This is a genomic window from Companilactobacillus sp. HBUAS59699, from assembly GCF_036913575.1.
GTDB lineage: Bacteria > Bacillota > Bacilli > Lactobacillales > Lactobacillaceae > Companilactobacillus.
Genome location: NZ_JAYKTV010000001.1, coordinates 164,821 through 179,628 on the forward strand (window position 1 = coordinate 164,821; position 14,808 = coordinate 179,628).

Annotated in this window: 18 protein-coding genes; 17 read left to right on the forward strand and 1 reads right to left on the reverse strand. The window is 36.0% G+C overall.

The window, feature by feature from the left end; translation table 11 throughout:
- Positions 1-20 precede the first annotated feature (20 nt).
- The 15 genes from U8519_RS00880 (at position 21) to U8519_RS00950 (ending at position 12,052) form a co-directional block, all read left to right on the forward strand.
- Positions 21-3,113 (forward strand): tape measure protein, encoded by a 3,093-nt coding sequence (locus U8519_RS00880; RefSeq protein WP_334328446.1) that lies wholly within the window; start codon positions 21-23, stop codon positions 3,111-3,113.
- A 13-nt stretch (positions 3,114-3,126) separates the two neighbouring features.
- On the forward strand, positions 3,127-3,816 hold the full coding sequence (locus U8519_RS00885; protein WP_334328447.1) for a hypothetical protein: 690 nt from the start codon (positions 3,127-3,129) through the stop codon (positions 3,814-3,816).
- Positions 3,813-4,862 carry an XkdQ/YqbQ family protein gene (locus tag U8519_RS00890; protein WP_334328448.1) on the forward strand — a complete coding sequence of 350 codons (1,050 nt, stop codon included), beginning with the start codon at positions 3,813-3,815 and terminating at the stop codon, positions 4,860-4,862. The genes U8519_RS00885 and U8519_RS00890 overlap by 4 nt, the downstream gene beginning before the upstream one ends.
- Positions 4,835-5,203 (forward strand): DUF2577 domain-containing protein, encoded by a 369-nt coding sequence (locus U8519_RS00895; RefSeq protein ID WP_334328449.1) that lies wholly within the window; start codon positions 4,835-4,837, stop codon positions 5,201-5,203. Before U8519_RS00890 ends, U8519_RS00895 begins: the two co-directional genes overlap by 28 nt.
- Positions 5,196-5,558 (forward strand): DUF2634 domain-containing protein, encoded by a 363-nt coding sequence (locus U8519_RS00900; RefSeq protein ID WP_334328450.1) that lies wholly within the window; start codon positions 5,196-5,198, stop codon positions 5,556-5,558. The genes U8519_RS00895 and U8519_RS00900 overlap by 8 nt, the downstream gene beginning before the upstream one ends.
- Positions 5,548-6,696, forward strand: coding sequence for a baseplate J/gp47 family protein (locus U8519_RS00905; RefSeq protein ID WP_334328451.1), 1,149 nt, complete (start codon positions 5,548-5,550; stop codon positions 6,694-6,696). Before U8519_RS00900 ends, U8519_RS00905 begins: the two co-directional genes overlap by 11 nt.
- Positions 6,689-7,492: a putative phage tail protein gene (locus tag U8519_RS00910; protein ID WP_334328452.1), complete on the forward strand. Its 804-nt coding sequence runs from the start codon at positions 6,689-6,691 to the stop codon at positions 7,490-7,492. Before U8519_RS00905 ends, U8519_RS00910 begins: the two co-directional genes overlap by 8 nt.
- On the forward strand, positions 7,485-8,069 hold the full coding sequence (locus U8519_RS00915) for a phage tail-collar fiber domain-containing protein (protein ID WP_334328453.1): 585 nt from the start codon (positions 7,485-7,487) through the stop codon (positions 8,067-8,069). Before U8519_RS00910 ends, U8519_RS00915 begins: the two co-directional genes overlap by 8 nt.
- A 2-nt stretch (positions 8,070-8,071) precedes the next feature.
- Positions 8,072-8,350, forward strand: a complete 279-nt coding sequence (locus U8519_RS00920) for a hypothetical protein (protein ID WP_334328454.1) — start codon at positions 8,072-8,074, stop codon at positions 8,348-8,350.
- A 13-nt stretch (positions 8,351-8,363) separates the two neighbouring features.
- Positions 8,364-9,608 carry a hypothetical protein gene (locus tag U8519_RS00925; protein ID WP_334328455.1) on the forward strand — a complete coding sequence of 415 codons (1,245 nt, stop codon included), beginning with the start codon at positions 8,364-8,366 and terminating at the stop codon, positions 9,606-9,608.
- 11 nt (positions 9,609-9,619) lie between these two features.
- A complete protein-coding gene (locus U8519_RS00930) occupies positions 9,620-9,955 on the forward strand; it encodes a hypothetical protein (protein WP_334328456.1) in 336 nt (111 codons plus the stop codon).
- 1 nt (position 9,956) lies between these two features.
- The gene (locus tag U8519_RS00935) at positions 9,957-10,088 is read left to right on the forward strand and encodes an XkdX family protein (RefSeq protein ID WP_334328457.1); all 132 of its coding nucleotides are present in this window, start codon (positions 9,957-9,959) and stop codon (positions 10,086-10,088) included.
- A 37-nt stretch (positions 10,089-10,125) separates the two neighbouring features.
- Entirely contained in the window at positions 10,126-10,536 is a 411-nt protein-coding gene (locus tag U8519_RS00940; protein ID WP_334328458.1) for a phage holin family protein, read from the forward strand.
- Positions 10,533-11,492 carry a peptidoglycan recognition protein family protein gene (locus tag U8519_RS00945; RefSeq protein ID WP_334328459.1) on the forward strand — a complete coding sequence of 320 codons (960 nt, stop codon included), beginning with the start codon at positions 10,533-10,535 and terminating at the stop codon, positions 11,490-11,492. Before U8519_RS00940 ends, U8519_RS00945 begins: the two co-directional genes overlap by 4 nt.
- Positions 11,493-11,821: 329 nt before the next feature.
- On the forward strand, positions 11,822-12,052 hold the full coding sequence (locus tag U8519_RS00950; RefSeq protein ID WP_334328460.1) for a hypothetical protein: 231 nt from the start codon (positions 11,822-11,824) through the stop codon (positions 12,050-12,052).
- A gap of 463 nt (positions 12,053-12,515) precedes the next feature.
- Here U8519_RS00950 and U8519_RS00955 read toward each other — a convergent pair whose 3' ends face one another.
- Complete coding sequence (locus U8519_RS00955; RefSeq protein WP_334328461.1) at positions 12,516-12,707, reverse strand: hypothetical protein; 192 nt, start codon at positions 12,705-12,707, stop codon at positions 12,516-12,518.
- Positions 12,708-12,905: 198 nt separating this feature from the next.
- Between U8519_RS00955 and U8519_RS00960 the strand changes: the two genes are divergently transcribed.
- Positions 12,906-14,285 (forward strand): carboxylesterase family protein, encoded by a 1,380-nt coding sequence (locus U8519_RS00960; protein WP_334328462.1) that lies wholly within the window; start codon positions 12,906-12,908, stop codon positions 14,283-14,285.
- Between the two features lie 165 nt (positions 14,286-14,450).
- Positions 14,451-14,714 (forward strand): hypothetical protein, encoded by a 264-nt coding sequence (locus U8519_RS00965; protein ID WP_334328463.1) that lies wholly within the window; start codon positions 14,451-14,453, stop codon positions 14,712-14,714.
- Positions 14,715-14,808: the final 94 nt, after the last annotated feature.

The window sequence follows — 14,808 nt, forward strand, 5'->3', positions numbered from 1 at the left end:
GTGGAGAAAGGGGGTTAATTATGGCTACTATTAGTGCTGCTATTAAGATTATTGATGGATTTACAGCACCGCTTAATAAATTGAATTCTGGGCTTAGTAAAGGTCAATCAGCTTTTGGTAAGTTCAAATCAGTTATGAATGGTAATTCTTTTGATGGACTGAATAAATCAGCTACTCAAACAGGTGGATTATTTAAGTCAGTTTTAGGTGGGACAGTAATAGGTGCTGGTATCACTAAAGGCATTGGTATGGCATCAACTGGAATTACTGCAATGGTTGGGGAACTTAATGAGGCTAGTAAAGCATGGCAGACTTTTGATGGTAATATGCAAATGCTTGGTAAATCGCCTAAACAGATTGCTGCTGCCAAAGGTTCTATGCAGAAATATGCTCAACAAACAATCTATTCAGCATCTGATATGTCTCAAACGTATGCTCAACTAGCGGCTGTTGGTACTAAAAACACTGGTAAGTTAGTTAAAGGATTTGGTGGGTTGGCTGCTGCATCTGAGAACCCTCAACAAGCCATGAAGACGCTTAGTCAGCAAGCTACCCAAGCTGCAGCTAAGCCTATGATTCAATGGCAAGATTTCAAACTTATGCTGGAACAAACTCCAGCCGGTATGGCCGCAGTCGCTAAAACAATGGGTATGAGTACCAAAGACTTAGTTACTAAGGTTCAAGATGGTAATGTTGCTACAAAAGATTTTTTCGATGCAATTGCTAAAACGGGTACAAATAAGAACTTTACAAAAATGGCAACTCAATTTAAGACTGTTGGTCAGGCAATGGATGGATTGAAAGAGACCGCCGCTAATAAAATGCAAGGTGCTTTTGATCGAGTTGGGAAAGTTGGAATAAAAGTGGTTAGTGACTTGACTGATAAATTAGGATCGGTCAATTTTGACAAGTTAGCTGATGATGCTATTTCTGTAGTAGGAAAAGTGTCTGATGTTTTTCAAACCATTCAGCCTGCAATCCAAGGAGTGTTTGATGGATTCAAACAGACTAATGCCGTCAAATATATTCAAGATATGTTTGGTGATGTTGGATCAGCGATTGGAAAAATATTTGATTCATCATTTGCTGGTGGTGATAATCCATTTGAAAATATTGGAAAATTAGCAGGTGGAGGGATCAAAGGTGTTGCTAAATCTATTAGTGCAATCGCAAATGCTATAAGTGGAATAGATCCTAATGTTCTTAAAGCCTTAGGTGGTGCTTTTATTATTCTCAAGTCGGGCATGAAAGGCCTAGTATTTACAGCAATAATTACTGGACTAAATGGACTGGGCAGAATGAAGCCTAGTCATATTAATGCTTTAGCAAAGGCAGTGACAGCATTCGCAATTGCTATTGCTTTGTTTAAAGCTGCTAAAGGCGTCGCTGATACGATTACGTCAATTACTGATGCGTTCAGTAAATCTGGCAAATCTAAAAAATCTATTCCGATACCTGATCCTGAACAAACTGGTGCTTCTGCTAAGTCTCTAATGCAAATGGGTGCGGCTTTGATGATGGTTGGTGCTGGTGTTGCATTAGCCGGAGGTGGAATGTTGATGATGGCATTTGCAACTCAAAAGATTGCTTCAGGTGGTGGAGCCTCAATAGCTGTATTTTTTGGAATGTTCGTGGCTCTGGCTTTATTAATTGGTGTAGTCACTTTAGTAGGTGATGCATTTATAGCTGGTGCAGCTGGATTCCTTGTATTTGGTGCAGCTTTATTACTTGTTGGTGTCGCTATATTTGTAGCATCGGCCGGAATTGCATTACTAGCTACTCAATTACCATTTATTTCTCAATATGGTACTAGTGCGGCAATTGGACTACTTGCGTTGGCTGGTGCTGTTGCTGTATTCGGTGTAGCTGCAATAGTTGGTGCTATCGGTGTACTTGCATTAGGAATTGCAATTGCCGTTTTAGGTGTTGGATTTATTGTTGGCGCCGTTGGAGCTCTGTTATTCGGAGTTGCATTGATTATTGTTGGAACAGGTGCACTGTTAGCTGCTGTCGGAGTTCTGCTATTGGGCGTTGGATTAGGAATGGTATCAGTGCTAGCGATAGTTGGAGCAGTTGGATTGATGTTGATGGCTGTTGCCATGGTCATGATTGCCGCTGTTGCATTAGTTGCAGGTGTAGGAATGATGATTTTTGCCGTTGCTTTGATGGTGGCAGCTCCAATGATGATGATTGCTGCAGTAGGTGCATTATTACTTGGTGTTGCGACAATTGTTCTAGGAGCCGGTCTGTTAATTGTAGGTGCAGCTTTGATGGTTGTTGCTGCAGGATTAACAATGGTTGCTTCAGCAGTTATTAGTTTGGCCACAGCATTTATTATGGCTGGAACTATGATGGTCTCAGCGATTGTAGGTGCAATGTCAAACGTTGTATCGGCTGTAAGCAATGGTATTCAAAGTGCTGTCAATGCTGCTCAAGGATTTGTACATTCGCTAGTTTCTGTTGGTAAAGATTTGATTCAAGGATTGATCAATGGAATTAAATCTATGATCCATTCGGCGGTTGGAGCTGTTAAGGATGTTGCTAGTAAAGTTGTAGGCGCCGCTAAGTCAGCCATGGGAATTGGTTCACCATCTAAAATATTTAAACAATATGGTCGATGGCTTGATCAAGGGCTGGCTATCGGAATTAATCGTGATGCTGGAAATGCAACTGCTGCCTCCAATAATATGGTTCAAGGCGTTGTAGATGCGGCTTCTAATATGAATCCGCAACTTGGACCAATGACAATGGCAGGCATATCTGGTATGAACCCTGGAGATATGCTGGCAAGTGGTTTCAGCAGAGCATTAGATATGATCAATGCCGTAGCTTCCGCTTTATCTGGTATCGCTGGAACCACTAATGTAGGAATCAATGGAAATGTTAGAAATGATGTTCCAACTAGTTCACCTTTTGGAACAGATGGAACTGGTTTAGGAATTACAAGTAATAATGATTCAACTGACAATTCATCTTCAAATAATTCAAATGTTGTGATTGAATCCGGAGCAATTCAGATCAATTCAACGGGCAATGCTGAATATGATGGAGATAGATTGTTACAAATTATCGAGAATAAAATTATAGAAAAGAATAATGCTTCTTTAGCATAGTTAGGAGGTCAATATGGACGCTCATTTAGGTATTTATATAACTGATGATATGAATGCTACATTTGAATTACCCTTAAATCCCGCTGAAATTCAGTTGACAGTTGAAACCGATGATAAAAGTGAAACTGTGATTGGATTGGGAGAAGTTAATTTAATCGGTGATGCAAAATTACGTTCTATCAGTATTCAGAGTACATTGCCATTAGTTCCAGTTTATGAACATTATGTGTCAGCTCAAAATTTATTGGGAAGCGCTCAAGATTACATAGATTGGATAGTTAAAATCCAGAAATCAAAAAAGCCGATGAGATTAGTCATCAGCTCAACAAAGATTTCATTTAAAGCTACTATTTCAAGTTTTCAATATGGCTTTAAGAATGGATATGATGGCGAATATTCTTATACCTTAGTCGTTAAGGAATACAAACCATATGCTGCCAAGAAGTTAAATGCTAAGTCTGAACCTGTCAAAGCTGAACCTATCAGACCTAGTCCACCTGCAAAGGTGGGTATGGGTTCAGTAGTCGTTGTGAATGGTCAATTGCATCGTGACAGTCAAGGTAATGGCCCAGGTCTGACTGAACAGAATGCTAAGAGAAAAATATCTTTGGTGGTTCCTGGTGCTACTTATCCATATCATGTAACCAGTTTAGATGGTGGTGCCCGTGGTTGGGTAAAAGAAAGTGATGTGAGATCAGCATGATTACTAAATTTACTATTGGACGTAGAAATAGTGGTGACACGTGGAATGTTGCTGATTTGGTAAGTAATGTTAAGTGGGTCACTGATCTAAACTTTGCGGCTGGAACATTTACTTTTGATTTACTATTCGACAATGAATTTTACCCGCAAAATGGTGATGTGGTTGAATTCCAATGGGATGAACAGAAAATATTTTATGGATATATTTTCAAAGCCACCTTCAAGGATGATAAGTTCAGTATCACTGCCTATGACAAGATGAGATATTTAAAAAATCAAGATTCATTAGTGTGGCCAGTTTCAACTATCTCACAACGCTTTGAGACAGCCTGTAAAATGGCTGAAGTATCTTACAAAGTCGTTGATGGCTCAGATTACAAGTTGCCAGCTGAAGTTGCCGATTCTAAGCCGTATTTTGATATGTTGAAGTCTGGTATTGATGCCACCCAAAAAGCTACTAACCAGATGTATTACTTATTTGCCAATTATGATGTGGTTGAACTACGGAAGGCACCATACAATAGTTTGGATATCATTATCGGTGATCAATCGTTGTTAACTAGTTATTCTTTTGAGAAGTCAATCGATGATGCTGCTAATTCAGTCCGTATTGTTAAGAAGAATTCTTCTAAGTCACAACAGACAACTTCTACCTCTACCGATGAAGAATCAAATGGTGATGATCCAAATAGCACTAGTTTTACATACAGTGATGTAAAGGCTCATGATGTCCAGGATTGGGGTAAGTTGCAGATTGTTGAGAATGCTAAGGACAAGGCTAATGATGCTCAAATGAAGGAGCGTGCCAAGGCTTTACTAAAGGAGAAGAACAGAGAAGTTTATACGTTGAATTTAGATTGTTTAGGCGATACTTCTTTGATTGCGGGTAATTCAGTCAATATACAGATTGATGATTTGTCTAAAGCGGGCTTTTGGATCAGCAATACAGCAATTATGAAAGCAACTCACAATTTTGGAACAGATTATAATTGCAGTTTAGAAATGAAGGTGAATGAACCATGGCTGGAGAACGACTCATCCAAATGATGAATGCCAAGGGTGGTAGTGATTCGGATTATGCCGATATAGTCTACGGTAAAGTAATAAATACTGATCCATTGAAGATTCAGACGAGTAATCAAATGATACTCACTGAATCTTTTTTAATACTTGGAAGGCAGGTAATTAAGCGTAAAGAACGTATCAGAGTGCTGTCACATTCAGATACTATCGGGGAGGTGTCGGGCAATCGGCCTGATGTCACTGAAACGATTGAAATTGATGGATCACTTCAAGTTGACGATGAGGTTACCATGATTCGTTTGAACGGTGGCCAGCAATTTTATGTATTAGAAAGAAGAAATGATAGGAGTGATGTTGATGGATAATCCTACGTTGACCTATCAAATTAAGAATGGCCGAATAATGAACAAATTCGATGGTCATGAAGCGATGATTCAAGCTGTCGATAAGATTTTAAAGACGGAAAGGTTTGTTTATCCCATTTATAACAATCAGTACGGTAATGATTTCTTCGAACTATTCGGTAAGTCGTTTGATTATGCAACGGTCGAAGTTGAACGAATGGTTAAGGAAGCATTGATAGCCGATGATCGGGTATTAGCGGTATCAATTGATGACATCGAAGTTTTAGATAGAACGATTCTTAAAGTCCATGGTTCGTGTGCAACTATCTATGGTGATATCTCAATTGAAAGTGAGGTGAGTGTAAGTGACACCTGAAATTTTAGCAAGTCAGATTGAATCACAGAACTTTGATTATTATCTCAAGCAGATGATGGATAAAGTTCCTGATGATATTGATAAGCGCCAAGGGTCCATTATCTATGATGCGTTAGCTCCTGCAGCAATGTTGATGGCCAATCAGTCATTAACTATGGGGATGCTGATCCGAGAAGCATATATCAAGACAGCTGATAATGAATTTCTTGACTATCGTGCGGTTGAACATGGTACTTCCAGACAACAAGCAACTTTCGCTGAAGTAAAAGCCAAATTCTTGGATTCAAAAGGTAATCCGATTGGCAATGTTGAGATTGGAGACAGGTTTGCATCTTTGGGTGATGATCCTATTTTTTATAAAGTTAAATCTATTAATGATGATTTAACAGGAATTTTGGAAGCTGAAGAGGTTGGTGTACGGTCAAATAGTTATTTAGGACAGATTTTACCAGTTACGCCTAATGATGAATTGTCCTGGTCTGAGATTATTGAAGTGATAGTACCTGCTCGTGACGCTGAAACTGATGATCACTTGCGTGAAAGATTGCTTGCCTCAGATTCGTGGATCGCCTACGGTGGTAATATTTCTGATTATTTAGATATGTTATCGAAAATTTCAACGGTTGGTGGTGCACAAGTCTATCCTGTGTGGAATGGTGGCGGTACGGTCAAGTTAGTTATCATTGATAATGATTTACGTGCAGCCAGTACAGAACTTCTTACACAAGTTAAAAATGAGATTGATCCGCCTGATTCACCCGGATTGGGATATGGGTTAGCCCCAATTGATCATATGGTCACAGTAGTTGCACCAGAGGAAGTTACGATTGATGTTTCAGTTGATATTCAGGTAGATGTTCAATCTGATATTGAAGTAGTAAAGCCTAAAATCATCGAAGCAATTAATGATTATTTTCTATTGAAACGTCAATCCTGGCACAATTTGAATAAATTGACGGGACGAGGATATTCACTAGTTATTTATCGATCACAAATCTTAGGTGAAGTTATGAAGGTTGATGGAGTAGTTGATTCCTCAGTGCCACTACTTAATAGTGCTGAAGAAGATATTTCGATGATATTCAATAATCAATTATCACAACTTCCAGTGGTTGGTGAGGTGGTAATTAATGGTTAAGTTACAAGACTATTTACCTAATTATTATGATGATGTCTATGAAATGCAGAAGTTAGTTGCTGCAGAGCAAGTCGATTTTACTAAGTTTGATGATTTAATTTTGAGAACATTATTGAATCAATTTGTTATACAGGCTGATATACAAGGTATATCGATTTACGAAGACCAACTAGGCATTGATGTGAATCCCAATGATTCATTGGAGACACGTAGATACAACGTATTGATGAGGATGTTACCGCCTAAGCCGATAACCCTTAAGTATTTTAAAGAATTGTTGAAGACGTTAGATATACCTGCATCGGTGAATGTTGAATATGCTGTTAGAAATGTGATAACTAAAGCAAAAAGAAGTGAGATAAGTAAGGATCAGATCAAACGCTTGAAATATCTATTAAACGTTTATCTGCCTGCTAATCTCACTTTTAGTATTGTTATAACTTCTGAAACACAATTAAATACTCATGAATATTTTGGAACAGTTAGCTCCAGACAGGTTTTAACCAGTGTTAATCCAAGATTGAAAACTTCTGCTGAGAGTTCAATGAATCAGTATTTTGGTAGCATAAAACCGAATATCTATTCATCAGCTATTAGTAAACCAAAGTTGATTTTCAGAGCTGATTCAAAATTATTTGTCTTTACTGGAGCAAGTGGACCACAAATATTTGTGGAGGCTACTTCTAGAGCTTTGATGAGGAGTAGTACAAAATTTAGTACCAATAAATTTATTGGGACGATCAAACCACAAATTGCTGTGGATTCTATATCAAAGGAGAAAAATATGAATGTCTAAATATAATGAATCTATTTTGACAACGGCTGGCTTAGATTTGGCCAGTCGAGCTGCCAATGGAAAAACGAAATTCACTATCACCAGAGCTACATCAACGGGTGATGATTTAACGACTATGTCGGAAGAAGATTTACAAAAGCTCACTGAACTGCCCAATGAAGTTCAGACTGGGGTAATTGCTAATAAGGATGAGAATATTCCAAATAGTAATTCCGTTATTGGGACAGAGTTATTGTTTACAAACAATGGATTAAAGGAAGGTTATTCGATCAATACAGTTGCTCTTTATGCTAAAGAAGATGGCAAGGATACTGAAATTCTTTATGCTTTGACTACAGCTCAGCAACCTGAATATATGCCTGATTTTGCTGATCAGGTGTTATTACAATTTAGATTAACTATTTATGTGATTGTAGGTCGAACTGAAAATGTTGAAGTAACTGTTGATCCAACAGGTATGGCGTCTAAAGAATATGTTGATAGTAAGTTCAATGATATTAATACTGACGATGTTATTAACAATTCGGAGACGCTAGTGCAACTACAAATGATGAGTAAATTCTTGGAGGATAAATAATTATGAAAGTTTCTGATTTTCTAAATCTAATATTAAATACGATTGTAAAGGTTCCTGCAGCAATCAAAGTAAAAAAACTTGATGGAACGTATGTATCTGTTAAAGCCGGTGACGATATGCAAGCCGATTTGTCTAGTGCCGTTTATAGCAAGGAGGAAGTTGATGACAAGATAAGCAAAAAGATTATCGATGCTAATAATAATTCTGAAATTTCTGATTCTGCCACACTTAAGAAGTTGCAGGAAATGAATGAATTTTTAAATAGTACACAAACAGAATAGGAGGATAAATTGAATGGAGTTTAAAAACGACTTAGATTTGGCAGCATATGTTGCGGCACATTCTGTACTATCGGGAACGTATAAAGATCTTGATGGTAATGTGAAAGTCATGTTGCCAAGTGGGGCAGGATCAGCATTAGATTTTGATCAGTTTAGAAAAGATACCAATCCGTCAATCACTGATACCAATCCTCCAGTAGGAGCAGATATTTATCCCGGTTCATTAGCCAAAGGAGAAATCACTGAACGTTACTTGCTGAGTGATATAATTACCGATCCATCGAAGGTTACTAATCTAGTGTTTCAACGTGACGTTGGTTCAAAGATGAATATGGTCGGGGATGGTTTGCAATTTCTTGTTTATATTCAAAAGACTGTTATTACGAAAGGCGTTAAAGGTGCCATCTCAAGGCTAGAAATTAATTATGACCCAAAGAATGTTGCAAAAAATGGTTATTATACAACTACATCACCGGTACCGATGTATATTAAGGGAACTAGTTTCAAAGTTGATGTACCAGTTGAAGTTCCCTTAGATGGTGTCGGCGAGAACTTGGGATTGGCAAATATAAAAGCACCATCGATTACATATACTTTTAAATCAGATAAGTCTATGGATGTTGAATCAACTCAAGGGTATGCAAATGATGGTGTTTCTGATGGTATTACTGGAGTTACTTATGATGTTATTTGTGAGGTTGTAAGTACTTATAGTACTCAGGAAGCTGTTACTCAGTTGCCTGATACTGTTAATTTGTTTAATGGTTCAGCTACTGGTGAAATTGCATTAGCTGGTGCAACTGATTATTTTGAAAATGTTATGGATGGTATTGAGGTTACTTTGGATGATTATCTTTATGGTCTGAATGAAACAACAAGAATTTCGATTGATCAATTAGGTATATCGAAAGTAATAAGAATTCCTAAAAATTATTTAATTCCTGTAAATAAATTCAAAATCAACACTAAATATATTGAATTAGTAAAAACAAATGTAAATTATAAAGTTGTCGGAGTAAACGGTGGTAATCCTAAACAATTAAATTATCAAGAGAAAACAAATAGTGGCTCGTATACAGATAAAAGTGGATGGCAGTACTACCCTTCATCAAATATCAGTGCATTAGTGAAAATGAGTCAAGGCAATATTGATGTAGATATTTCTAAAGGAATATCTATATTGGCATCTGGCATTTGGCTCAATAGAGTCGATACTTATTATTCCAAAGTAATTAAAATTACACCTTACAAAAATTAGGAGGTTAAATAATGTCAAAAATAGCAATTCAATTAAGTGACGATCGAAGTATTATCGGATATGCATCAGAATCCACAGCAGAAGCACAATCTAAATATGAAAGTTGGACGCTAGTTGCTAGTAATCCGGTTTTTTCTATCGATAATATGTATTCGTGGACTGTTCGTGAATCCGATAATACTTTAGTTCATATATCAACAATGTTAACCCCAGAGGAAGAATCTCATAAATCAGCTAAAGAACTAACAGATATTATTCTTGCCAATTCAACCGATATTGAAGATATCAAGAAGTCAGTAATGTTACTCACAAATATGCAATTAAACGCAACAACTGGAGGAAATTAAAATGATTTTTTTATTAAAAACTCAATTATCATGGGGATTACGTACTAAAGAAGAAATCAAAGGCTATGTTGGTCGTCAAATTACCAAAGAGGATTACAAATCAATCACTGGAGAAGAATACACAGAAAGCTAGCCAAACGGCTAGCTTTTTTAGTTAGGAGAGGAAATATATGTATGATGCACCAATTCCTAAACTGGGATTAACTGAATGGTGGATTGCTGCCAATCAATTATCTGAAAATCCATGGTTTACAACATTCTTAATGATTATTATTGTTGATTTAACAACAGGATTTCTTAAAGGATTTTTCAAGCATTCAAAACAGAAAGTGAACAGTACGGTTGGGCGTGAGGGGTTAATCAGGCATTTTACTATTGTTGGAATTGCCACAATTTTCTATCCCCTTGTAGCATCGTGGGGACTATCGGAGTATGCCAATATGTTTTTAGCATTTTTTATAGGTCAATACGGTATATCCATAGTAGAGAATTTAGGGGAGATGGGAATTCCCATACCCAAATGGTTAGTTAAACGATTGTCAAAATTGACGGATGATGATACTGAGGAGAAAACAAAATGACAGAATTTAATATTGATAAAACATATATGCTTGATTCAAATGAAGGATCGAGTCAGCGTGCAGCTAATAATTTAATTGTGCTGCATGAGACTACCAATGTAGGTGCCAAGAATAATGCCATTTATTTTAAAAACAATGTTAATACAGCGCAAACTTATGTCCAATTTGTTGTTGGTGATGGTGGGAAGATCTATCAGGTTGGGGAAGAAGGATATGTTGCCTGGGGTGCTGGATCATATGCCAATGCTAATTCTCCTGTTCAGATTGAATTGGCACGTACTTATGATAAGACCACTTTTGAAAAGGATTATGCAACATTCGTTAATCTGGCTCGTGCAAAAGGTAAACAATTCGGTATTCCTGTGAATTTAGATACATCAAACCAAAGAGGTATCAAAACACACTATTGGATATCTCAAAATATCTGGGGTAGTCATGTTGATCCTGTTCAAAGCTATTTAGAACCGGTTTGGGGAATCTCACAAGAACAACTAGCACATGATATTGCCACTGGTATTGGTGAATCGGTTGTAGAACCTGCTCCAAGGACACCAATCAGGGATGTTATTACTATCAAACATGGTCCTGTGACAGGAATCGCTGGATGGACCTCAAAAGGAACTATTATCCCTGGTTCTAACTCTAAGTTTGTCAATGCTTCAAATTGGAAAACTGTGGGAATTAAAAAAATCAATGGACTTGCTATGTATAAGATTGCTACTGACGAATATGTTCCGAAGAAGTATACAGACCAAGCTGAAATTGTTACTATTAATGCAATTGCAGGGGTAAATACTGTAAATTCAAAAGGTAACAAATTAGATCATATTCTTAAAGATTTAACTCAATGGAAGACTGATGATGTGATTTATAGCATTGCTTGTCGTGACTATTTCAAAGTTGCTACTGATGAGTATGTGGATGCATTCTATACTATTGGTGGTGGTAATAATTAGTGAAAATTCAACGAGATCTTGAATAAAATCAGATGTGGCCAGATAATATCATTAAATAATAAAGGAGGCCTTGTTTATGAGTTCATTAATTGGGTTTATTGAAAAATATTTTGGTATCATTGAAAAAAGAATGGAAATAACGAATGTAGTAATTTGTTCATTAATTTATAAAGTTTTTAAGTCCCAACTATGTCCTCAAAGTACCAATTATTGATCAGATAACGTTTGATACCTCTCAAACGACTACATTAATAATATTGCTCCTGATTCTTACGGCATTTTTTCTAGTGCTAATTTTTGGAAAAATTATTCTTATTGGAAAAAATATTTTGCTAAATGTCGAAGTGATTGGTGGAAATATTATTAAAATTCTCGTGAATTTAAGCTGGCTATGGATTATTTTAATGTTGGTCGGTAATTTGCATGTTTTTACTGATATGTTTTGGGGTCCAATGAACATTTTAAACACAGGTGTCGTATTGTCTTTATGTCTGACTTTTGCCATTGCTTTTTCTACTACTATGTTGGGGTTCTTGAATTATCTTTTAGAAGAGAAATAGTTTTAGCATTTAAAATAATATTAATTTCTAATTTTGATGGGGCCATTTTGGGGCCCTGAATGGCTCTATGTATTGATGTATAGGTAAATACACTGTCCACCTGTGACATAAGCAAAAAAAGAGTCGATGTTGTTAATTCAATATCGACTCTTTTTTACTTTTATTTAGTATCAAAAAGAAAAATTTTATTTTCGTTTTGTAATTCGGAGAGTATCTCTTTTTCATGTACGGACATTTCTGAGTTGCTATTTGATTTAAAAACTAACTTGATCCATTCGAGTAATTTCATAATCATAACCTCCAGCAGAAACATTTTAAATTAAATACGATTTAAATAGATATTCAAATATGTTTAAACAACTATTTATGATTGAAGTATAGCAAATTTATTTTTTAATACAAAAATATAATTCTAAAATTACAAAACGTATAAATGAGTAAAAAAATAGACCATCAATGTGGTCTATAGTGTGTTTGCATTCAATTCACTTCTGCGTGAATTGATGATTTTTTCTAGTTCTTCAAGATCCTCAGTGGTAGATTTGTTACGGATAAAACTACGCGCCGATGAGCGCATGGCAATGTAGTTTGCCCGTTCACGGTTTTTGTCGTGCCATTTCTTATTAGCACGTTTTTGAGCTTCAGTTAAGACCATTTGTTACCTTCTCCCTAATAAATGTGTCCAAGAAATTATATACAAGCCCTATAAATTAAACAAGTTTATTCTGAAATTTGATCAATAATTAAAAACTATTTTATTGAAAACCTATTCTTGTTCAATGTTTCCTATTAGTCTACAATGTTAGTCAATATAAATGTGTATTTAAAATTTATATCGGGGGGTTGATTGTGAATGGAAAAAGTTATTAAAACAACAACTGGTATTTATCAAGGATTTGAAGAAAACAATCATGTAAACTTTTTGGGCATTCCATTCGGTTATGCGCGTCGTTTTAAACGTGCTGAAGAATATTATGTTGACGATCCTCAAAAAATAAATTTGGCGGTTCGCCCCGGATCACAACCAATGCAAGATAGGGCATTGGAAGAGACAGATATACATTTTGGTGAGAATTGCCTAAATTTGGATATTTCTACACCAAGTATTGATGGAAAATTTCCAATTGTAATTGAATTTTATGGTGGAGGATTTTTGCACGGAGGCAACAGTCATAAGTCGATGCCTTGGCTAGATTCTCAACCGGTAGTTCATATTATGCCAAATTACAGATTAGGTTTGTTTGGCTGGGGTGTTGTTAGTGGGTGTGACACTAACATAGGTCTGTCTGATCAATTAATGAGTATACAATGGGTGATTGACAATGCTGCAAGTTTTGGTGGAGATGTTGACAATATTAGTTTAGTTGGTATTTCGGCTGGAGCAAAGTCAATCGCTGCGTTGATGGCATCTAATTCTCACTTAGCAGATCGTATTAAAAAGATTGTTTTGTTCAGTGGTTCATTCCAAACAATCAGAAATTTAGAAACTGCTCAAATGGTAACTGATAGATTTTGTAAGACTAATAATATTGCAAGTGACAAAGACCTGCTCAACTTGACTGACGATGGCTTACTGAACGTGCAACAAAAAACTATTGGTGAACACATCGCTACTAACTGGTTTGGCCCGGTAATGGATAATGATCTGATTTCTGATAATTGGCTTAGTGTTTTGGCTCAGCGTGTTAAAAGAACAGATTTTAAATCATTAATTGGTGCTGGTAGTAATGAGCAAGCAAAATTAAATCAGTATAATTTGTCCAGATTAAAAAACAATATTGTTCCAGATTTATTTGGTAGAAATGCTGACGTTTTACTTAGACAATTGCCGACTTCTGGTGATCAAAAGTCAGCCTTGGTGCAATTGATCGGCGAAGCAATGTATAGTTATCCAGCTTTTAGAGCACAGAAATTCTTATCCGAAAATGAAGCTGAAGTTTATGGCAACTATTTCACAGTTTTTGATGGACGTCATGGCGGGAATATTGATTATCTAAATACTCCAACAAAAGAGTTGAATATTGAATATCGTAAGAATCGTCAATATTATTTTCAATTGGTCGTCGATTTCTTATTAAATGACAAGCCTTATAATGATCAAATCAAGTATGAGTGGCCTTTGTTTGACAAAAACCAATTGGTTATGGAATTAGATTCTAATGATTTGAGTAGTGTATCAATGATAAATCATCAGTGGATCAAAAATATGCCATGGCAAAATTATAAATTATAATTTTTCATTTATAATTGCTTATTTGACGGTCTTTTGAAAGTTACCATGAAAAAATAATATTGCAATGTTCGTGTTTTCATTTTACAATAAAACCGTTGTGCTTAAAGTTTAAGGACTACATCATGTTATGTGAGACTAGTTCTTAGGATTTTAGAGGTGGGATGCTTGAAAAGGGAGTATTCATTTTTTATAACAGTTGCTTTTATAATCATTGATTTAATTGTTTCTGTATTGACTCAACTTAATATTCTTAGTAATACGATTGGAATTGCTACTGGTATTGGGTTAATAGCTATTTTAATTTTGATAACTCGAATACTTACCAAGATGGACATGAAGAAGGGCAAAACTGCTTTTTCGTTTCTAGTTGCGGTATTTTTATTTTTAATATTCGGACCACTGTTAGTAGTATCGTCAATGGCCGTTTAAAAAACTGAATATGAATTAAGGATTGAGACATTATTGTTTAGTCTCAATCCTTTTTTAGTATAATTAAGAAGTATATTTTGGGGATGAGGTATCA